Annotated in this window: 15 protein-coding genes and 1 tRNA gene; 8 read left to right on the top strand and 8 right to left on the bottom strand. The window is 58.9% G+C overall.

What is annotated here, in order from left to right; genetic code table 11:
* Window positions 1-337: 337 nt before the first annotated feature.
* A complete protein-coding gene (locus MSKU9_RS02765) occupies window positions 338-1,837 on the top strand; it encodes an aspartate ammonia-lyase (RefSeq protein ID WP_370685907.1) in 1,500 nt (499 codons plus the stop codon).
* Between the two features lie 4 nt (window positions 1,838-1,841).
* On the opposite strand, the gene MSKU9_RS02770 is transcribed toward MSKU9_RS02765, so the two are convergent.
* A complete protein-coding gene (locus MSKU9_RS02770) occupies window positions 1,842-2,780 on the bottom strand; it encodes a LysR substrate-binding domain-containing protein (protein ID WP_162851902.1) in 939 nt (312 codons plus the stop codon).
* Window positions 2,781-3,158: 378 nt separating this feature from the next.
* On the opposite strand from MSKU9_RS02770, the gene MSKU9_RS02775 reads away from it, so the two are divergent.
* Together MSKU9_RS02775 and MSKU9_RS02780 are read left to right on the top strand one after the other, a co-directional pair.
* A complete protein-coding gene (locus tag MSKU9_RS02775; RefSeq protein ID WP_141259813.1) occupies window positions 3,159-5,639 on the top strand; it encodes a TonB-dependent receptor plug domain-containing protein in 2,481 nt (826 codons plus the stop codon).
* A 160-nt stretch (window positions 5,640-5,799) separates the two neighbouring features.
* Window positions 5,800-6,447 carry an SOS response-associated peptidase gene (locus MSKU9_RS02780; protein ID WP_141259814.1) on the top strand — a complete coding sequence of 216 codons (648 nt, stop codon included), beginning with the start codon at window positions 5,800-5,802 and terminating at the stop codon, window positions 6,445-6,447.
* A 93-nt stretch (window positions 6,448-6,540) separates the two neighbouring features.
* Here MSKU9_RS02780 and MSKU9_RS02785 read toward each other — a convergent pair whose 3' ends face one another.
* A complete protein-coding gene (locus tag MSKU9_RS02785; RefSeq protein ID WP_141259815.1) occupies window positions 6,541-6,846 on the bottom strand; it encodes a plasmid stabilization protein in 306 nt (101 codons plus the stop codon).
* Between the two features lie 471 nt (window positions 6,847-7,317).
* Between MSKU9_RS02785 and MSKU9_RS02790 the strand changes: the two genes are divergently transcribed.
* Complete coding sequence (locus tag MSKU9_RS02790; protein WP_141259816.1) at window positions 7,318-8,916, top strand: B12-binding domain-containing radical SAM protein; 1,599 nt, start codon at window positions 7,318-7,320, stop codon at window positions 8,914-8,916.
* Window positions 8,917-9,243: 327 nt separating this feature from the next.
* Here the strand turns inward: MSKU9_RS02790 and MSKU9_RS02795 are convergent.
* A tRNA-Val gene (locus tag MSKU9_RS02795) sits at window positions 9,244-9,318 on the bottom strand.
* A gap of 179 nt (window positions 9,319-9,497) precedes the next feature.
* Between MSKU9_RS02795 and MSKU9_RS02800 the strand changes: the two genes are divergently transcribed.
* A complete protein-coding gene (locus MSKU9_RS02800; RefSeq protein WP_227002334.1) occupies window positions 9,498-10,358 on the top strand; it encodes an N-formylglutamate amidohydrolase in 861 nt (286 codons plus the stop codon).
* A gap of 37 nt (window positions 10,359-10,395) precedes the next feature.
* Here MSKU9_RS02800 and MSKU9_RS02805 read toward each other — a convergent pair whose 3' ends face one another.
* The 5 genes from MSKU9_RS02805 to MSKU9_RS02825 form a co-directional block, all read right to left on the bottom strand.
* On the bottom strand, window positions 10,396-10,758 hold the full coding sequence (locus tag MSKU9_RS02805) for a YidB family protein (protein ID WP_141259817.1): 363 nt from the start codon (window positions 10,756-10,758) through the stop codon (window positions 10,396-10,398).
* Window positions 10,759-10,973: 215 nt separating this feature from the next.
* On the bottom strand, window positions 10,974-11,660 hold the full coding sequence (locus tag MSKU9_RS02810) for an NUDIX domain-containing protein (RefSeq protein WP_141259818.1): 687 nt from the start codon (window positions 11,658-11,660) through the stop codon (window positions 10,974-10,976).
* Window positions 11,661-11,705: 45 nt separating this feature from the next.
* Window positions 11,706-14,657 (bottom strand): glycosyltransferase, encoded by a 2,952-nt coding sequence (locus MSKU9_RS02815; RefSeq protein ID WP_141259819.1) that lies wholly within the window; start codon window positions 14,655-14,657, stop codon window positions 11,706-11,708.
* Between the two features lie 50 nt (window positions 14,658-14,707).
* Window positions 14,708-15,214: a YbaK/EbsC family protein gene (locus MSKU9_RS02820; protein WP_141259820.1), complete on the bottom strand. Its 507-nt coding sequence runs from the start codon at window positions 15,212-15,214 to the stop codon at window positions 14,708-14,710.
* 93 nt (window positions 15,215-15,307) lie between these two features.
* Window positions 15,308-16,003 (bottom strand): YoaK family protein, encoded by a 696-nt coding sequence (locus tag MSKU9_RS02825; protein ID WP_141259821.1) that lies wholly within the window; start codon window positions 16,001-16,003, stop codon window positions 15,308-15,310.
* A gap of 915 nt (window positions 16,004-16,918) precedes the next feature.
* Between MSKU9_RS02825 and MSKU9_RS02830 the strand changes: the two genes are divergently transcribed.
* From MSKU9_RS02830 to MSKU9_RS02840, 3 genes are all read left to right on the top strand, one after another.
* The gene (locus MSKU9_RS02830) at window positions 16,919-18,268 is read left to right on the top strand and encodes an amidohydrolase family protein (RefSeq protein ID WP_141259822.1); all 1,350 of its coding nucleotides are present in this window, start codon (window positions 16,919-16,921) and stop codon (window positions 18,266-18,268) included.
* Between the two features lie 233 nt (window positions 18,269-18,501).
* Window positions 18,502-19,650, top strand: coding sequence for a BMP family ABC transporter substrate-binding protein (locus MSKU9_RS02835; protein WP_141259823.1), 1,149 nt, complete (start codon window positions 18,502-18,504; stop codon window positions 19,648-19,650).
* 106 nt (window positions 19,651-19,756) lie between these two features.
* Window positions 19,757-20,701 carry a DUF5655 domain-containing protein gene (locus tag MSKU9_RS02840; RefSeq protein WP_141259824.1) on the top strand — a complete coding sequence of 315 codons (945 nt, stop codon included), beginning with the start codon at window positions 19,757-19,759 and terminating at the stop codon, window positions 20,699-20,701.
* The last annotated feature ends 35 nt before the right edge of the window (window positions 20,702-20,736 follow it).

Consider the following 20,736-nt stretch of genomic DNA (forward strand, 5'->3'; position numbering starts at 1 on the left):
GACACGTCGGCCCGGAAGTGGTCGCCTGCCGGGCAACAGTATTCGGGGCGTTCCGGCATGCCGCTTTATTTAAAGTGACATGCGGGCAGCGTGCGCGAAATTTCGTGTGTAGTGAAGTATTGTGGGCGTTGGTCCGGCATTGCTCCGACAGGATTGCTTTGCCCAGCCTGAACAGTCAGGTCAGGAAACATCCGCAAATCATAAGGATGGTCCTGGTGAAGGTTTTTTCAGGAAGCTTTGAAGAACACTTTTTTTTTGAAAAACAGCGGTAACCAGAGCTTTTATTATTTCATCAATGGGTTGTTTCAAGACAATCCTGTAACGTGCATAGGCCGAAATGATGAATATGCCCCCTCCGGCACAGGACGCAGCATTCTGCAATTCCACAGGCCAGACCAGCCCCGTGGGGCCGGAGACGGGATTGCCCGTGCCTCGCGTCGAGCGTGACCTGCTGGGGGAGGTTACCATTCCCCCCGGTGCCCTGTGGGGTGTGCATACAAAGCGCGCGCTTGATAACTTTCCCATAAGTGGCACGACAATCGGGACGTTCGGGGAACTGGTGCAGGGGCTGGTGACTGTCAAGCAGGCAGCGGCACGGGCCAATCTTGCGTTGGGTTATCTGGACCCCACACGCGCCGATGCCATTGATCGGGCATGCCAGATTATACTGGAAAATCCCGCCTACCGTGCGCAGTTTGTCGTGGACGCCATGCAGGGTGGGGCGGGTACGTCTACGAACATGAACGCCAATGAGGTCATTGCCAATGTGGCCCTTGGGCTGCTGGGGGAAAAGCCGGGCGCCTATTCCGTGCTGCACCCCAATGACCACGTCAACATGGCACAGTCCACGAATGACGTATATCCAACAGCACTCAGGCTGGGTCTGTTGCTGGCGGTTGACCCGCTGGTGCGCGCCCTGGAGGGGTTGCATGTGGCGCTGGACGAAAAGGCGGAAGCCTTTGGTGCTATCCTGAAGGTCGGCCGCACGCAGCTACGTGACGCCGTGCCCATGACGCTGGGGCAGGAATTCGGTGCTTTCCGCACGGCCATTGCTACCGAAATCACCAGCATCAAGACTCATGTCACGGCGTTCGGGCAGGTCAATCTGGGTGGCACGGCCATCGGAACCGGGCTGAATACCGATCCGCATTATGCATCGACCGTCATGACGGAACTGCGCAGCCTGACCGGGCGGCCCATGGCCATCTCGCCGGATATGATCGCGGCGACATCGGATGTAGGGGTCTTTGTGCTGTTTTCCGGTGTGCTGAAACGCCTGGCGCTGAAACTGTCGAAGATGTCCAGCGACCTGCGCCTGCTATCCAGCGGGCCGCGGACGGGACTGGGCGAAATCGTGCTGCCAGCGGTGCAGGCAGGGTCATCCATCATGCCAGGCAAAGTCAATCCGGTCATACCCGAAGCCGTCAATCAGGTGGCCTATCTGGTCGCGGGTCATGACATGACCATTACCATGTGCGCTGATGGCGGACAGTTACAGCTTAATGCGTTTGAACCGATGATCGGCTACTGCCTGTTTACATCCATCAGGATATTGCGCGCCGCCATCGAAACCCTGACAACGCGGTGCATCAACGGCATTTCAGCCGACCGGGCGCGGTGCCAGTATCTGTCCGATATCAATATTGGCATCATTACCGCGCTGGTGCCGGTGCTGGGTTATGATACGTGTTCGACCATTGCCAGGCGTGCGCTGGCGGAAAACCGCAGGGTGACGGACCTGATCGTAGCGGAAAAACTGCTTTCGCCCGAACGGCTTGCGGCCCTGCTGCAGGCTGATGCGCTGACCGGTCCCAATGTGGGGCGGCAGGCGGGCTGATCCCTCAGCCGAAAGGCTGGGCGCCCGGCCAGTTGTGCGAGGCCGCCATGGCCTTGGCCAGTTCAATGAGCAGTTCGCGCACCGCGACAGATGCTTCCGTTTCGGGAATGATTTCAGGAATGCACAGTGACACGTCTTCCTGAATGACCGGGTTGCGCAGTGGATAGATGCGCGAGCGGCCTGGCACGACAATACGGCTGGCGACGGACCATGGCAGGATGGTGCTGCCAATACCTTCCTCTATAGCGCCCTGCAGGGTTATCAATGCCTCGATTTCGGCCACGATGCACGGTTCAAGCTGCTTGCGCATGAAGGCCATGTCCACGCTCTTGCGGACAAAGTTATGCTTGGGCGGCAGGAGCAGGGGCGTATCGGCTATGTCCACCAGCTGTACTGCGCCGGTTTCATCCTGCTGGAATTCCAGCCCGTGTGGCGCGAGCAGGAAGAATTCTTCCTTCATCAACGGGGTAAATATAACGCCCTTTATTGGTCCCGCGCCATGGATCACCGCCATGTCCAGCCGCCCGGTCATGATGAGTTCACTATAGATATCATCAAAACTTTCGGTCAGGTGCAGCGTTATATCGGGCAGGCACGCGCGCACGCGCTGCAGCAGCTTGACCGAAAGCGTGGACCCCGCGCTGTAGGGAGACAGCCCGACCGACACCTTGCCCACCAGCGGCCCGGCCCCCTGGGTTATTTCAACCATGGCCCGGTCGAACTGCTTGGTCAGGGTCTGCGCGTGCCGGTACAGTTCCGATCCGGCCGTAGTGGGTGTCACACCACTTTTGCTGCGGATGACCAGTTTCTGCTTGAAGGCGTTTTCAAGTGTGGCCAGTTGCTGGCTCAACGCGGGCTGGGCAATATTGAGCAGGTCAGCCGCCCGGGAAATGCTGCCCAGATCGATGATTTTAATAAAAGCCTGCAGTCGCCGTATGTCCAACTGGAACTCCATAAATATTATAGGCTTTGGCTTTATTGCATTGATAATAGGGATATTTCTGAAATTGTCAATATATTGTCATGTAAGGGCATAACGTTTCGAAAAATTCATGCCTGGTTCAGGCGCGGTGCCTTCGCGACAGTACGGTCCGTTGCAAAACACGTTGCCTGATACTTGCTGTGTATAGTGTCAAAAACGCGACACGTTCCAAAACCCGAAACGTTTTCAATTATATAATTCATCAGATCCAAGTAAGAGCCGCCGCCAGCCCCGAACATATCAATAATCCATATGACGCCACATCGTAACGAATGCGCATCATAACCTTGCACATATTCGTTACCAAACGTCCGGTCGAGTTTCAGGGGGGGAAGGCAGATGTCAGGCCTATCAAAGCGGAAGTTATATCTGGTAGCCGGGGTTGCGTTCGGTACATTCGTACCGGTTGCGGGTGAAGCCGCGACGGCAGCCATCTCATCCCCTGATAAACATTACAGGGTTGCCCCCACCAGAAAAACGACTGTCGTAAAGCATGCCACGCCCACGGCGCTGCGTGCGTCCAGCCAGCCGGAAGTAATCCATGTGGGTGGTCATCAGACCAACTCCATTTTTTCACCGGGTGCCGCACGTCATAGCACCACGCAGGTGACGGTCGTGACCGGTGCGGAACTGCTCAAGACCGGCCAGACCAATGTCCTTTCCGCGCTGGCGCAGGCCAATCCCGCCATCACCACAGCAGCCCTGCCCGGTGGCGGCGCAAGTTCCTTTGTCCAGACCATGCAGTTGCGCGGGCAGTCGCCCGATGACACGCTGATCCTGGTGAACGGCCATCGCCGCCACATTGGCGCCAACTTCAATTCCAACGCGGGTACCAACTGGGGCAGTGAGCCGGCCGACATTTCGCTCATTCCCATCACGGCGATCGATCATATCGAGGTCATTACCGAAGGGGCATCCGCGCTGTATGGTCAGGACGCCATTGCGGGTGCGGTCAATATCGTGCTGAAGCGCGATACGCATGGCGGCACCATCAATTTCAAGAACAGCGGGTATTACGCGGGCGACGGTCAGGCGCTTGACGGTTCGGCCAGCTATGCCATGGCGCTGGGCAACAAGGGTGGCTACCTTGATCTTGCGGCACAGGTTACCCACCAGCTGCCCACGACACGGGGCGGGGATTTCTACGGCACCCTGTTTGCCGATCCCACGCGCAACGCAACCGCGGACCGTAACGTGCAGCGCGGGCTGGGACTGCCCAAGAGCACGCTTGAGACGCTGAGCGAAAACATGTCCATTCCCGTGGCGCACGGGTTCAGTTTCTACAGCACGTCCACCTTCTCGCACCGTCGTGCCAACGTGCCTGAAACATACCGCGCCAATTCGGGGGCTGATGAATGGATCAATCCGTCGCTCTACCCCAATGGTGACCAGCCCTACATCACCATGGACCAGTATGATTTCGAGACGGATAACGGCATTCGCGCGCGCAAATTCGGTTTTGCGTGGGATGCGTACGTAACTTACGGCCGCGACCAGCAGAAATACGGCACCAAGGATTCCGAAAACGCCACGATGTCGGGTGGGTCCTACGTGTATGACCCGACGCAGACATCCTTTTATGATGGTGAGTCGATTTCGTCCGAACTGACGACAGGGCTGCGGGGATCGCGTTCGTTCCACACGGGGCTGCTGCCGCGTGACATCAACCTGAAATTCGGCGCGGAATATCGTCACGACACTTTCCAGATGACGCAGGGTGAAACCGCGTCATGGGGCGGGCAGGGTGCGACCGATCACCCTGGTAACGTGCCCATGGCGGTCACGAACCAGAACCGTGACGTGTATGAAGGTTTCGCCAACCTTGATTTCTATATAACCAAGAAATGGGAATGGACGCTGGGCGGCCGCGTTGACAGCTACAACAACCTGGCCACTGTCGAGACCGGGTCCGTCGGCACGCGCTACAACTTCAGCAAGCGCTGGGCCATCCGCGCCAACATCAATTCTGGCTACCGTCCGCCTACGCTGGGTGAAATGTCCTATTTCTATTCAGCGCCTTATCCCGGTTACACCGTGGATCAGGTGCCAGCGAACAGCGCTATTGCCAAATACCTGGGCGCGGGCAACATGAAGGGCGAGTATTCGCGCAGCTACACGATCGGGCTGGATGCAACGCCTGTGGATGATTTTCACATCACGGGTAATCTGTACTACATTGCGATCAATGACCGTCTGGGCAGCACCCAGTCCTATTCCGTCGACCCGAATGACGCCACGTTGCAGAAACTGCTGGCGGCGGCCAATATTTCCAGCGCAACATCCCTGTCATACTATGCCAACCTGTATAATACCCAGACGTTTGGTGGTGACCTGAGCGCGGATTACACACTGCATACGCATCGCTTTGGCAAGTTCCGCTTTGCCATGGGCATCAACTTCTCCGATAACGAAATCCGTTCCGCCCGCAACAACCTGGTGAACGAATACACCAAGGAAATGGTCCTGCATTCCGCGCCCAAAAACCGGGAGCAGATCAGCGTGAACTGGCAGTACAAGAAATGGTCGGTATTCGTGCAGGAGATGCGTTATGGCTCCATCACCTACATGGCGGCCCCGACCGGCGCCGGCGCCGTGCCGTTTGAACAGAACCCGGCCTTCATCACCAACCTGGAAGTGGACTACAAGCCTGTGCCGCGCTGGACCATCGGTGTAGGCGCCAACAACCTTGGCAACAAATACCCGACCCGCATTTCCAGCGCGATCGCCAATTCGCAGCAGGGCCTGGCAAAATACGCATCCTACTCACCCTACGGGTTCAATGGCGGAATGTATTACGTCAAGACATCCCTCGATTTCTAAAACGCACCCTGACCTGCAGGCATCGCTATAGACAGACGGCTCCCTTTCCTGATCAGTCGGGAAAGGGAGCCGTTGCTCTTTCCCCAACATATCGCATGGTCCTGTAGCGTTGATGGACGTTACCAACCGGGAAACGCCATGCGGGCAGGGAAGTGGGATAATGTGTAACCTTTATGCGATGACGGACAGCCAGCAGGCCATCCGTGAAGCGGCACGGGTCATGACGGACCGCACCGGCAATCTTGCAGCCCTGCCTGATATCTGGCCCGACACCCAGGCCCCTGTCGTGCGCAATGCGCAGGGTGGGCGCGAACTGATCATGGCGCGCTGGGGCATGCCAACCCCACCGGGTTACCTGAAGGGACGCAAAGTCGACCGGGGAGTGACCAATATCCGCAATCCGGCCTCGACATGGTGGAAACGCTGGGAAGGGGTTGCGCATCGCTGCCTTGTGCCACTTACGGCCTTTTCGGAACCGGAACGTCTGTCCGACGGGACCAGCAGGCCGGTCTGGTTTGCTCGCAGCGATGGGAGACCACTGGCCTTCTTTGCCGGTATCTGGTGCCAGTGGACATCGGTCCGCAAGCTTGTGGATGGCGAGACCACGGACACCCTGTTCGGGTTCCTGACCACGGACGCCAATCGGGTGGTTGGCGCGATTCACCCCAGGGCCATGCCTGTCATCCTGACCCGGCCGGAAGAACTGGATATCTGGATGAATGCGCCAGCCCCGGAAGCCCTGCGGTTACAGCGGCCACTTGCGGATAATGTGCTCAGGATCGTGCCTGCACCCGCACAACATGGATAATGTCATCAAGCCCAGCCTGTTTCAGAAGCCTGCAAATTATAAAGAAGTGTTTTGGTGAAGCTTTTGTCAAAAAGCTTCAGAGAACACCGCGTTCTATCCCCCTTCATTTTTCCGTCGGGTTTCAGCGCCCTTCCGTGCCGAGGCGGCGCGTTCTTCCGCTGGACGATGGGCTGAGGCCGCCCCGCCAATCCTGCCACCCTTGCGGGCGGGATCGTGTGTGACGGCGTGGCCCCTGCCTGAGCCGCTTTTCTTTCCGCCCCCCGTTTCCTTGTTTACGGTGGCCCAGGCGCGTCGTTCTGCCTCGTCCTTGCTGACGCCACGTGCCTCGTAGTTGTCTTCGATATGTTCGGCCTGTCGCTTCTGCTTGTCCGTGTAGGCGGACTTGTCACCACGCGGCATGATCCAAGCTCCCGTTCCGTATGATTGGCGGACCTTGCGCCCGGTATGTGATGCAAGGCCTTCCCGGGGATAATGCCAGGTAATGGAAAAAGTTTTCCTGCCCCGTCCATCATGGTTCCTGCCCGGCATGCATGGATCCGGTCCTGCCGGTCATCACCTGCAATCATTGGTCAAAGGGCGTCCGGGTGCGATAGGCGGCACTGTTGTTTCGGGGTGGAAAAACAGGGATTTTCATGTGTCTGTTACATTTTGCAAGACGGGTATCTTACATTGCAAATGCTCTTCTATCGCTATTGCAGGTCAGGGGGTGTAGAGACATCTTTCATCCAGATGGAAGATCCATATGACGACCATTCGCCGGAATAGTACCATTTCACCACAGATGGGACCGTCCGTCCGCATGTGCCCTGCCACTGATCGGGGAGGCCGTTTCAATCTTGAAGAGGAGGCTGATCAGGGGATTTCATCATAATGACCGATACCTGCAAGGTCCTGATGATCTTCCCCCGCTTTAACGCCAATTCATTCTGGAACTATCAGGAGGCCTGTGATCTGGCCGGCGCACGCTACCCTGCGGCACCGCTTGGCCTGATTACCGTTGCGGCCCTGCTGCCCGAAAACTGGGAAATCCGGCTGGTCAACCGCAATACCGAACAACTGGATGACGCGGATTTTGCCTGGGCCGATATCGTGATGACCGGCGGCATGCTGCCTCAGCGTAACGATGCCCTCCACATTATCGAAATGTGCCGTGCCTGTGATAAGCCCGTTGTGATCGGTGGCCCCGATGTCACATCCAGCCCGGCGCTTTACAGTGCTGCGAATTTTCAGGTTCTGGGCGAAGCCGAGGAGATCATGATCGATTTCATCGCCGCCTGGCGGCGCGGCGTGCGGCAGGGCGTGTTTGAAGCGCCGATGGGCAAGACCGATGTCACAAAAAGCCCGCTGCCCCGCTTCGACCTGCTGAAGCTGGACCAGTACCTGCATGTCGGTGTCCAGTTTTCGCGTGGATGCCCGTTCAGTTGCGAATTCTGCGATATTATCGAACTCTACGGCCGGGTGCCGCGCACCAAGACCAATGCACAGGTCATGGCCGAACTGGATGCCCTGTATGCCCTTGGCTATCGCGGGCATGTGGATTTTGTTGATGATAACCTGATTGGCAACAAGAAGGCGCTGAAGAAATTCCTGCCGGACCTGAAGCGCTGGCAGAACGAGAAGAATTTCCCCTTCGAATTTTCGACCGAGGCTTCGATCAACCTGGCGGACGATCCCGACCTGCTGCGCAGCCTGTCCGATACGAATTTCTTCGCGATATTCGTGGGCATAGAAAGTCCGGATACAGACTCCCTCGTGCTCATGCAGAAAAAGCAGAACACAAGGCGCAGCCTGCAGCAGAGCATCGAGACGATCCACAGGGCCGGGATTTTCGTCAATGCAGGCTTCATCGTGGGTTTCGACAGCGAAAAGGGCAGCGTTGCTCCGGGCATGATCGCATGTATCGAGGATACGTCGATCCCGGTCTGCATGGTCGGTCTGCTTTATGCCCTGCCCACCACCCAGCTGACGCGCCGCCTTCTGGCCGAGGGCCGTCTTTTTTCCGGCAGCGAACAGACGCAATCGGGTGACCAGTGCACGGCAGGACTGAATTTCGAGACAAAGCGTCCGCGTCGCGACGTGCTGAACGATTACAGGACAGTGCTTGCGGCAATCTATGATCCGGTCGCCTATTTCGGCCGTGTCCGCAGGCTTGGCCGGATGCTCGGGCGCAAGCGTACACACCGGATGATAAAGGGCGACCTGCGCAGCTTTGTCCGGCTTATGTTCCGTATCCATCGTGCGGGACCGGGCACGGCCGGGCAGTTCTGGCGCATGATGCTGGACTGTGCCCTGCATAACCCCAAAGCACTGCCATATGTGGTGATGACAAGCGCGCTGTACCTGCATCTTGGCCCGTTTTCGCGACAGGTCATTGCCGAGATCGACCGCGAGATCGCGGATGTGGACCAGGGCCGCTGGCACGCGCCGCCCGTCATGCACCCTGTCGCGGCGGAGCTTGTGCCCGCCTGATCCGGTCTGGCGCGGGTGTAGAAACCCGCTGCCAGCGAGGCAAGGAAATCAGCCTGCCTTCACCGCAGTTGAAGCTTGGGGGATAGTGTAAGGCATCACTGCTTGAGGATGGGCAGGATCACTACGTCCATCCCTGCTTGCAGCATCCCATAATGTGCGGTCAGGTGCAGCGAGGAAGAATTGTACGGGGCAAAGGCCAGAACGACTTCACGGAAATTCCATACATACGGACAGATTTCCATGGTCTTAGACGGACGGGTGCAAGCTTATCCCTACCGGGACTATCACGCGTCACATTGATTTTACGAGGGTCTGACCGAAGCCGAGTGGTGGGCGCAACAGGGATTGAACCTGTGACCCCTACCATGTCAAGGTAGTGCTCTACCGCTGAGCTATGCGCCCAATCGGCTTCGGTGAAATGGCTTTTACTTGCCCTTTCAGGGGGATGCAACCCCTGTTTTGAAAAAAATCGCATTGACCGCCAGGTGCTGGCCTGCCCCTATGACGGGCATGTACTGTGCTGCCTTCCCGCCTTTGCCCATACAGGGCCATTTGTCGCTGTTGCGTGCGGAAAAAACGCCGTGACGGACCCCGCCGTGCCGCCGTTTCATATCCATCACCCCGATGGGGCCGTGACGCCCGTTATTGTGGCGTCACCCCATTCGGGCCGGAATTATCCGCCGGAATTCCTGCGCATGTCCCGGTTGGATGCGCGCGCCCTGCGCCGCAGCGAAGACTGTTACGTGGACCAGCTGTTCGCATCCGCACCGGAGCGGGGGGCGACATTGATGCACGCAACCTTTCCCCGTGCCTATTGCGATGCCAACCGGGAAGCATGGGAACTTGATCCCACCATGTTCCGTGAAAAACTGCCTGACTGGTGTAACACAACCAGCCGCAAGGTAAGGGCGGGCTTTGGCACGATTGCGCGCATTGTTTCCCATGACGGGCCGATCTATCCCCGCCCGCTGCCCTTCAGCGAGGCCGAAGCCCGCATCCGCACCTGCTGGCAGCCCTATCATGATGCGCTGGCAGCCCTGGTGGCCGACAGCGTGGCGCAGCATGGCTGCTGCATCCTGCTGGACGCTCATTCCATGCCCGCGCCAAAGGGGCGGGGCATGCAGCCGGATTTCGTTCTGGGGAATGCATGGGGCACGGCGTGTTCACCGCAACTGACGACGCTGGTGGAACAGGTGCTGCTGGCCCACGGGCACAGCGTGGCGCGCAATGTCCCGTTTGCCGGGGGGTACGTCACGCGGCATTACGGCAGGCCACGACGGGGTGTACAGGCCCTGCAGCTGGAAATCAGCCGGACGCTCTACATGGATCAGGATACGTTGGCCCCCCATGCGGGCTTTGCAGTGTTACAGGCTGTGCTGGGGGATCTGGTGGACCGTCTGGTGCAGTATGGCGGCATGCTGGGACAGCAGGCGGCGGAATAAAAAAGGCCGGGCGTGACACCCGGCCCCCTGTCGCATATCAGGCAGTCTTGGTAGGTACCGTGCCCTGTGGCGTCTGGGTATTGACGGCTTCGGGCAGCAGGTGGGCCAGAACCGGCAGGATGGTGGCGGCCGGCAGGCCGGTCTTGTCCACCATGGCCTGTACCTGCTGGCTGCTGAGCAGGCTGCGCAGTTCATCGGTGGAAATGGGCAGGTTGTGGCCATCACCGATCCACGAGCGCACCTTGTCCCCCAGCCCGGCCTGTTCCGCCTGCGCCACCAGCGTGTTCAGGGTGTCAGCCGTCAATAGCTGCGACAGGTAGGAATGCACTTGCTGTGACAGGCCCGATGCGCCAGCCAGGTCGCTCAGCTTGCCCATTACATCATTGAAGATACCGCTCATTCTGCTTTCTTTCCCGTCTCTCGTATGTGTGGGGTCTCGACTATACTACACGACATACAGTTATAGGAAATTTATATAAAACAGACCAAAAAAAAGCGGTGCATATGCACCGCTGAGTTTAGGGAGGAAACGTCCAAGAAGCAGTTGCACAAGGCAGCCTGCTTCCAGCCTTTATGATTGTCATCACAGGGTTGTGTCAACAAAAAAAGCGGAGCTTACTGACGCGCCTGATACATGTGCCATGAAAGTAACGTTTTTGCGTCCGTCATACCGATATGCGGCACCGCCGACAGGTCAATGACATGCAGATGAATATATTCATGTTCCCGCGCAAGGCCGGTCTGGCGGTCGGACAGGGTCCGGGTCAGTGTCTCATTTATGTGCAGTTCGGCATAATAAAGACCGATCGCTTCGTCACATCCCCCGGGTGACAGCCAGACATCGGTCAGCTTCACCAGATCCTGCGCACGGACCTGCAGGTCCGCACCGACTTCTTCTGACAGTTCACGCAGCGCCGTGCTGGTGAATGCACCACCATCCAGCATCCCGGCGGGCAGTGCCAGCAGGTCAGGCCGCGCCACGGGCACCCGTGCCTCACACGTCAGTACGGTGCGGTCGGGATAACCGGGGCATTTCAGCACCAGCAGCACCGACACGGAATCCCCGCGCAGCAGGGCTATGCCGGGCACGCGGTGGCCATCATGCAGGGCATCGGCCTCGACCAGTATGAACCCCATGCGCTGTGCATCAAACGCGATGGCGTCGCGCACCAGTACGTGACGCAGGCTAAAACGCGCGCGCATCCCGTCATACCACCGTCGGAAATGCGGGGCCGCCAGCACCCGCGCCTGAAGGCCCGCATCAATGCCGGGGACGAAGGAAATGTTGTCCATCTGGGTCATGGTTTCCGGTTCCTGTCGGTTGCGCGCCGGAAACAGGCCCGGCTGCTAGCCCTGCGTGAATATGGCGTCCATGATGGCCGCCACCCGGTTGCGGTAATCCTGTGGGGCATGTTCGGTCGCGATGCGTGTCAGCGCATTGTCCCGCACCGTGTCCCATAATGCCTGGTCATGATACAGGCGGACGACCTGCTTCGCAAAATCCGCCGGGTCCGTGATGCTGGCGCACAGCATGTCCTGACCGTCGCGCCAGCCCGCCTGCTGGCATAGTAGCGGCGATCCCACCACCGGCAGGCCATTGGCTGCGGCTTCATGCAGTTTATAGGCAATGCCTGCGCCATAACGGGTGGGGGCCACGAATACGCGGTGGTGGTCATAAACCGGGGCAGTATCCGCAACGCGACCCAGCATGCGTACGTTGGGATGGTGGCGCAGGGGGCCAAGGTCAACGCGCGGGCTGGTATGACCACACACACTGAAGCGGATATCCGCCCCCAGCTGCGCCACCAGCAGGGGCAGGACCCGCCCACTGAACCACGCCAGTGAATCAAGGTTGGGTGACGCCATGTCATGCACCGCGCCAAGAAACAGGATATCCCGCCGCGCTCCCCATCCGGGCCCGGTGGGACGCGGCACCTGCACGTGTCCGAGGACGGAGACATTATCAAATCCGGCACCGCGCAGCAGGTCGGCCTCCGCCGCGTTGACCGCCACCACGCGCTGCGCCAGAAACAGGGGACGCAGTTCGTCCTCCAGCCGCGCGTCCAGCGGGCGGGAAGGGGTGATGGCGTGCAGGCGGTCATAGGCCACGTCCCGGCAGGCGGCCAGTGCCTCGGTATCGACCACGATCCGGCTGGCGGGAATGCAGGATGCGGCATCGTTCAGGATACTGGCCACACGGGCGGCATTATGGGTGCGGGCGATCCATATCGCATCGAAACACCCGCTGCGCGCGCGCAGGAAATCAGGCAGGTCGGGCAGTTCGCGGTCGTGGATGACCTCCACATCCTCAGGGAAGGCCGCAGCCAGTGTCGGGGCATCCTCGATCGGGCGGAAGATGGGATAGACCGTGACATGGTAGCCAAGGCCAGCCAGCGTGGTCACGATGTCATTCGACCGGGTAAAGCCCGAACCAAGGTAGCGCAGCGGCAGCCTGTCCTCGATAAACAGGATGTGCCGCCCGCCATCCGCGTGGCGCGCGCGTGCCTGTGACGGGTCATGGCGCAGCAGCCTGCGCCGCAGCGTAGGGGCATGGCGACGGGTGAACAGGTTACTGTTGCGCGCGATCAGCCGCGACGCGCTGGCCCTGTCCGACGTGCCACATTCATAATGCACAAGGCATACTGCAGGGTCATACAGGATCCGGTAGCCCAGCGCGCGGATGCGCACGCACAGGTCTGTTTCCTCGAAATAGGCGGGGGCGAAGCTTTCATCAAAACCGTCCAGCACCTGCGCCACCTCGGTCCGGACCATCAGGAATACGCCCGAACAGAAATCCACCGTGCGCACGAAACCAGCTTCGGGCACGCAGGGGTGGGCGTCGCGCATGTAGCCCTGTACCGACCCGTCACGCCAGATCATGCTGCCCGCTTCCTGCAGCATGCCGTGCGTGCGGATGACGCGGCCACCGACCGCCCCCGTGGTGTCATCCGCCATAAGCCGCGACAGGGCGTTTGCAATCGCGCCGTATTGCAGGTCCACATCGTTATTGAGGTACAGCACGGCAGGTGCCTTTACCCGGCGCAGGGCGGCGTTGCATCCGCGCACGAAGCCGATATTGCCCGCAAAGCGCAGGATTTCGATTCCGCGCACATGGTCCTCGATCCGGGCTACGCCATCACGCGATCCGGAATCCACCAGCAGCACCTGGATCGACCCGTGATAATTCGCCCGTAGCGAGGCAAGGGTAGACATGGTCAGTTCAAACTGGTTGTGCGCCACGATAATGACGCTCAGGGCAGGGGGCGTGGCGGCCGTGAAATCAATCCCGCCATTCAGCAGCAGCGGCAGGCGGGCGGTACACATGTGGCGGAACAGGGCGCGGGCCTGATCTTCCGTGACTGATGGGGGGGGCGCGGGCTTCAGGTCAGGACGGGCGGCAAGGTAATGGCCCAGCCCGTCACGCGCGCGGCGTCCGGCAATATCAGCCTGCACGGTGGGGTCGCGCATATACTGCGCCAGATCCAGCGTTGAACATGGCTTGCGCTGTTCATACACCCCGTCACCCAGAAAATGGGCATAACCATTGCGCAGAGCCCCTGCCTCGATCGCGGTCAGCACGTCGGGGTTGACCATGGTGTAAAAGGATTCGGAAAAGAACGGTCCTGGGTCGAACGCCCGTGGTGTGGTGTTGCACAGATAATGGTGCAGGGCGCTGCGCCACAGTCCCTGCGTAATTTCAGCATGGGATTCGGGGTAAGTCTGCACGTACCATTCCGCATCGAAATACAGCGACAGGCTGCGACACGGCAGGGCGTCCATGCCCCGGCGCAGATAATCGGAAAAGGGGCGCTGCGTGCTGCCCTGGTCACATTCCGCCAGCAGGGCGACACAGGTTTCAGGATCGAAAAAGCATGACCCGCTGCGCATTTCCCCATCACCCGTGCGCAGGTAATGGTCATAGGCATTGCGGTACCCGCCCGCATCCAGCGTTGCGGGCGTTATGTCAGGGTAGGCAGCCAGATAGGCGCGTTCGTCAAACAGCCAGTGTGGGTTGTGGGTGCGCGCGCCGGCGTTCAGGTAATGGTCGAATCCGCTGCGCCATGTCCCCGCCGCCACCTGTGCCGCGACGTCGGGATAGGTGGCGCGGTACCATTCCTCATCAAAAAAGGGATTGGGGGAATGCCCCAGCGCCGCGCCGTGCGCTTCATGGAATTCGCGCACCTGTCCGGCGGGAATATCCATAAGGTCCAGCATCGCCGCATAACGGGCGCGGTACCATGCGGTATCGAATGTGGCCCACCCATCAGCCATTTCCGTATTGTCCGAGGAAACAGCCATCGTGCATCCTGTCCCTGTTCTGTTCAGGGACGGGTTATGGACAGCAAAGGTTAATTTTTGATTGGTTCCGCCGGGACGGGGGCTGCGGAAATATCAGCCACCCGTGCATTCGCCGCCTTCTGTACATCTGCGGGGGCAATGCGTACCACCAGCCCCTGGTCGCCCGCGTTGATATAGACATGCGGGCATGCCATGGCGTCTGCCGACAGGATAACAGGTAACTGGTGTTCCTGACCGAACGGGCTGGTCCCGCCGGAGCGGAAGCCGGTCAGTTCCGCCGCTTTTTCCGGACTCATCATCCGCGCGTTGCGACCGTCGAACAGGGCCGCGACCTTCTTGAAATTCACCTTGTGGTCAGCAGGCACCACCAGACACGCCGGTATCCTGCGGTCCACTTCCACCACCAATGTCTTGAGTACACAGCCCGGGTCCGCCCCGATGGACTGCGCCGCCTGTATCCCGATCAGCCCGCCGCCGGGGGCGTATTCATAATCATGCACCGAAAAGGGCATGCCGCTGGCAGTCAGGAATTCTGTGGCTTTTGTCTGTTTCGTCACGTGCTGCTCCTGGCCCGTCGCGGGATTGCCCGCGTTTCCTGCCACCAAGGATAAAATAGCACCTGGTGCCATGCAAGCCTTTGCCTGCATGGATCAGCGGTGCCGCATCGACCGCCACAGCCCCGGTACCGCCAGCAACACCAACCCGCTCCCCATGAATATCAGCACCCCCATGCCGTACATCCGGTAGCCTGCGCCCCCCATGATCCCACCCAGCACGAAACAGGTAATGATCGCGCCATGCAGACGCAGCCGTTCGCGCACCCGTGCCGCATCGGGGGCGAGCAGCCACTGGCCCAGCTCCATGCCAAGGTCAGTCAGCATGCCGGTCATATGGGTGGTGCGTACCCGCGCGCCGGAAATATGGGTGACGGTGGCATTCTGCAGTCCCATCAGGAAACCCAGCCCGCAGCCCAGTCCACCTGCTTCCATCCATGCGGGCAGCGCCCGCGACAGGATGCCAAGGGCGATCAGCAGCGTGCCCTCCAGCACAATGCTCGCGGCATGGACCGCGCGCACGCCCCGCCTGCGACCCATACCTACCAGCAGTGCCGCAATACACCCGCCCGTGGCAAACGCCACCAGCACGCCCATGCATGACAGCACGGACACCATACCCCTGTCGCCCACGCCAACAGCCAGCGCCGACAGGTTGCCGGTCATGTTGGCGGTGTAATAGCCGACAGCCAGAAACCCCGCTACATTGACCGCGCCCGCCGCCGCCGCCAGCGTGCAGCCCAGGCGCAGGTCAGTGCCGATACTGCGTGTTGCCCCTTCGTGAACCAGCATGCCCCTTGTTCCATTGATGGCGGGAGGGTCCCCGCACAGCATGATGGTATCCGCCACAGGGTAGGGGAAATGCAACCCGCAACCTCCATGTCAGGATATAATGTGGCACGACCCGATCACATCATGGCGAGGGAAAGGCGGTATGGTGCGACGAAATGCAACCATGAGTTGCCGTTCTATTACATGTAATAGATATTTATTATAGATTTTTTGACGTGAAAATACTGTATACACAAATATACAGACAGAAGGATATCCGTTCCAGAACAGCCATATTTCCACAACCGGAAATATGACCGGATCAAGGTAGTGCGCGATCGGGAAATGTTATGAAACATATGCCATCCGATCGTGGATTCATTTATATTTATTAATAAAATGGTTACAGAAAATCACAAATGAACAATACCCCGTCCCGGTTTAATCTGTCACATGACTTTATAATATTTGTTTACATGGCCTGTTCAGTGTAGAGTTATAGGAAATTATACCTATAATCGATATGATGACAGACTTTGTTCTTATGATGTAATCAGGTTTTAACTGACAATTAATTTTATGGACCTATCTGGATAAAAGAGCATATCTGCCGAGGGGAGGAAGAGTCCTTACCTTTTTTGGTGTACATAAATGAGGATTCTAGTTAATTGTTTGTAATCAATGCAACCATAAGGTGCAATTCAATGCATCTGATGCATTGAATTTTCACAATCCGAGGTTGTTTTAGCTGTCATTTCTCAACCTGCGCGCATCTATACATATGGACAGGCACGCATGATGATGGCATGTTCCAAAAAAAACACTTAAATAATTTACTTAAATAGTGATTGATTCAATATTCAGGTTTCCGGTTTCCCGCTGTGTCGGATTTCCCCCATCCCACATGCATCGGGGGTGGAACAGTATGGTTAAGTAATGATTGATATTCTGATATGTGATGCCCACCTGTACATTGACCGCGAATGGGAAATTCCCGACGGCTGGATCGCCATTGAAAAGGATCGCGTCCATTCCGTCGGCGGTTCCGGACAGCCACCCCCTCCGGCCGCGCGCGTCATCAGCGCGCGCGGCCGGCTGGTCACGCCTGGCCTTGTCAATGCACACCACCATATGTTCCAGAACCTGACGCGGTCCTACGCTCCCGTCACGCGGATGCGGCTGTTTCCATGGCTGCAGACGCTGTACCCGCTATGGGCCGGACTGGACGCGGATTCCGTATATGCGTCCAGCTATGTCGCCATGGTGGAACTGCTGATGGGGGGATGCACCACCTCCATGGATCATATGTTCATCCATCCCCGCCCCCGGCTGATTGATGAACAGTTCCGTGCTGCGCGTGAAATCGGCTTTCGCTTTTATGCGACCCGCGGCAGCATGACGCGGGCACAGGAAGATGGCGGCCTGCCCCCCACCGGTCTTGTGCAGGACGAGGATACGATCATGGCTGACTGCGAACGGCTGGTCAGCACGTACCATGACCCCGGTCCTGGCGCGATGGGACGGGTGGCGCTGGGCCCGGTATCGCTGTTTTCGGCGTCCGAACGGATCATGCACGAATCCCTGGCCATGGCTGAACGCCTCGATCTGCGCCTGCACACCCATCTGGCCGAGGATATGGAGGAAGATGATTACTGCCTGAGTCTGTACGGATGCACCCCTACCGAACAGTTCGAACGCATGGGCTGGGCCAGTCCGCGCACGTGGGTGGCGCATTACATCTATCCCTCGTCCTCGGAAATCGACCGCATCGCTCGCGCGGGGGTCAGCGTGGTGCAGTGCCCCAGTTCCAACATGATGATCGGTGGCGGCTGCGCTGATGCGCTGGACATGTGTGAGCGCGGCATCCATGTGGGCCTTGGCTGCAACGGGTCGGCCACGACGGACCATGCTTCCATGTGGATGGAAACGCGCAACGCATTGCTGCTGGGCCGCATAAACCATGGCCCCCAGGGCATGGGTGCGCGTGAGGCGCTGGATATGGCGACCCGTGGCGGGGCGGCCTGCCTGGGCTGGGAAGACGAGATCGGGCACCTGCGCCCCGGTGCCTGCGCCGACCTTGTGATCTGGCATGCAAGTGATGTCGCGCTGGCGGGCGCGCTGACCGATCCGGTCGAGGCATGGCTGCGCTGTGGCCCCACCGTGGCGGGCACTACCATTGTGGCCGGGAAGGTACTGGTGGAAAACTGCGAACCCACGATGGCGGATCTGGGTGAGGTCCTGCGTGAACATGCGCGACAGGCCCGGCGCATACAGCAACTCGACTAGACCACTACCGGAAGAAGACGCCCCTGCCGCAGATGTTGACGTGGCAGGGACAGGTGGGCGGCCACATGCCTGCGGGCGGTTGTTTTCTTTCGCCAAGCTGGCGGTCTGCTGCGCATTGTCCCCCTTGTGTCCGGCACGCGCATGGTTACCATGCATGTCGGGCATACGGTTAACCGGACAGCCCCGGAAGGGGCAGTCGCGCATCTTCCGCCCATTGCCAAAGGACAACATGCATGATCCTGCCGCGTCGGCAGCTTCTGGCCACAGCGGGGGCAGCGTTTTCTACCGGTCTTCTGCCCCGGCATGGATGGGCAGCAGGCTCCATCACTACCGAACGGCTTCTGGCGGGACTGGCCGCCCCTTATGCCAGCGTGCCGCCCATGCCCCCCGTAGCGGAGGAAGACGCCCTGCTGGCGCTGGGCTATGTCGGTCCCACCAGCGATGGTGGCTGGACCGAAATGCACCATGTGGCGTTGCAGGCCGTACGCCGTACCTTTCCGAAGCTGCGCACGGTCTATGTGGAAAGCGTACCGTATTCCGCTGACGCCACTCGCCTGTTGCGTGAATTCGTGGCCGAGGGCGCGCAACTGGTCCTGACGGGCGCAGATTATGGGGATTTCCTGACGGATGTGGCGGTCCGTGCGCCGGAAACCGCCTTCATGCAGTGCGACGGGCGACCGCTGCGCGGTAATGTCAGCTGGTATTATATCGCGCACTGGTATGTCAGCTATGTGATCGGGGTGGCGGCGGGCCTGCTGAGCAGGGATGGGAAGCTGGGCTTTATCGCCTCCTTTCCGCTGCCTTCGGCTTATGCCGGGGCCAATGCAACGCTTCTGGGCGCGCGCAGCGTCAACCCCGACGCCACCATGCAGGTCATCAGCATCAACGCCTGGTTCGATCCGCAGGCCGCCATTCAGGCGGCCAATGCGCTGGCGGACAAGGGGTGTGACTTCCTGTTCGGCATCATGGACGAAGCGGGCTACCTGCATGTGGCGCAGGAACGCGGGCTGTGGGCGGCCATGTGGAACAAGGACATACGGCAGTTCGGGCCGGATGCGTATGTGGCGTCGGTCGTGCTGGATTTCACGCAGTTCTATATCGCGCAGGTGCGCGCGCGGCTGGCGGGCACGTGGCGGCCGGTCCCGCAACTGCTGATGATGGGACAGGGCGTGGACCGCGACCCGTGGGGCCAGCGCGTGCCGCAGGCCGTGCGCGACCGGGCGGATGCCGTGCGCGCACGGATCATGGGAGGCTGGTCGCCGTTCAGTGGCCCCATCCGTGACCAGCATGGCACCCTGCGCGTGGCCGAGGGCGCGGTCATGAACGATCTTGACCTGTATGACTGGAACTGGGCGGTAGATGGGGTGAGCGGCCTGCCGTAGCCGTTCATGACCGGCCCGCATGACACCACCAGCCTGATCAATGGTTGTGCATGACTTCTTTTATTTTAAAAAGGAAAGGTAATTATATCAGACCGGAGCGGTTTTTTTGAGTGATATCAAACTTTTCCAGATCAGTGATAACAAGGCGAGCGAGCTGTCTGGATCATCCGCACCGCTTGAACGGGCATTGCAGACCCTTTTTGAGAAAAATCTGGATGCGTTACTGGGTGTCCGCTTTCTGGCGTCCGAATATTCCACGACGCATGGCGGCCGGATGGATACGCTGGGGCTGGATGAAAACTGTTATCCTGTTATCATCGAATACAAAAGAAACATAAATGAAAATGTCATCAATCAGGGTTTGTTCTATCTCGACTGGCTGATGGATCACAAGGCAGATTTCCGGCTTCTGGTACAGGAAAATCTGGGAAAGGAAAAAGCCGACGCCATTGAATGGAGCGCGCCGCGCCTGATCTGTATCGCCGCCGATTTCACGCGTTATGACCTGCATGCCATCAAGCAGATGGGACGAAATATCGAACTGATCCGCTACAGGCGGTTTGGGCAGGACCTGCTTATGCTTGACCTGCTGACAAGTGTTTCGTCCAATGTCAGCCAGCCGGTATCACACACGTCCATGTCAATGTCGGATTATATTCCGACTTCTTCGGGTGGAACAAAGAGCCCTGCGCGGCACAAGACAAATTCGGAAAGTCTGGCAGATGCAGGGGAAGCCCTTACAAATCTGTATTCAGATACGGTAGCCTATCTGCTGTCACTGGGTGATGATGTCACACAGAAAACCCTGAACTGTTACTTTGCATTCAAACGCATAAAGAATTTTGTCTGTCTGGAGGTAAAGCCAACCCTTAGTGTCCTCCGGCTGTTCCTGAAAGTCGATCCGGATACCATCACGTTGGAAAAAGGCTTCACGCGCAACGTCAGGAACAAGGGACATTTCGGAACGGGCGACCTTGAGGTCACGCTTCGTACCCCCCACGATTTGGATCGTGCCAAACCCCTGATTGAAAAATCATACGAAAGTTCCTGACCCAACGATACCAGAGCAGCGCGGACCTGTGTCAG

The organism is Komagataeibacter diospyri (assembly GCF_006538165.1).
Classification (GTDB): Bacteria; Pseudomonadota; Alphaproteobacteria; order Acetobacterales; family Acetobacteraceae; genus Komagataeibacter; species Komagataeibacter diospyri.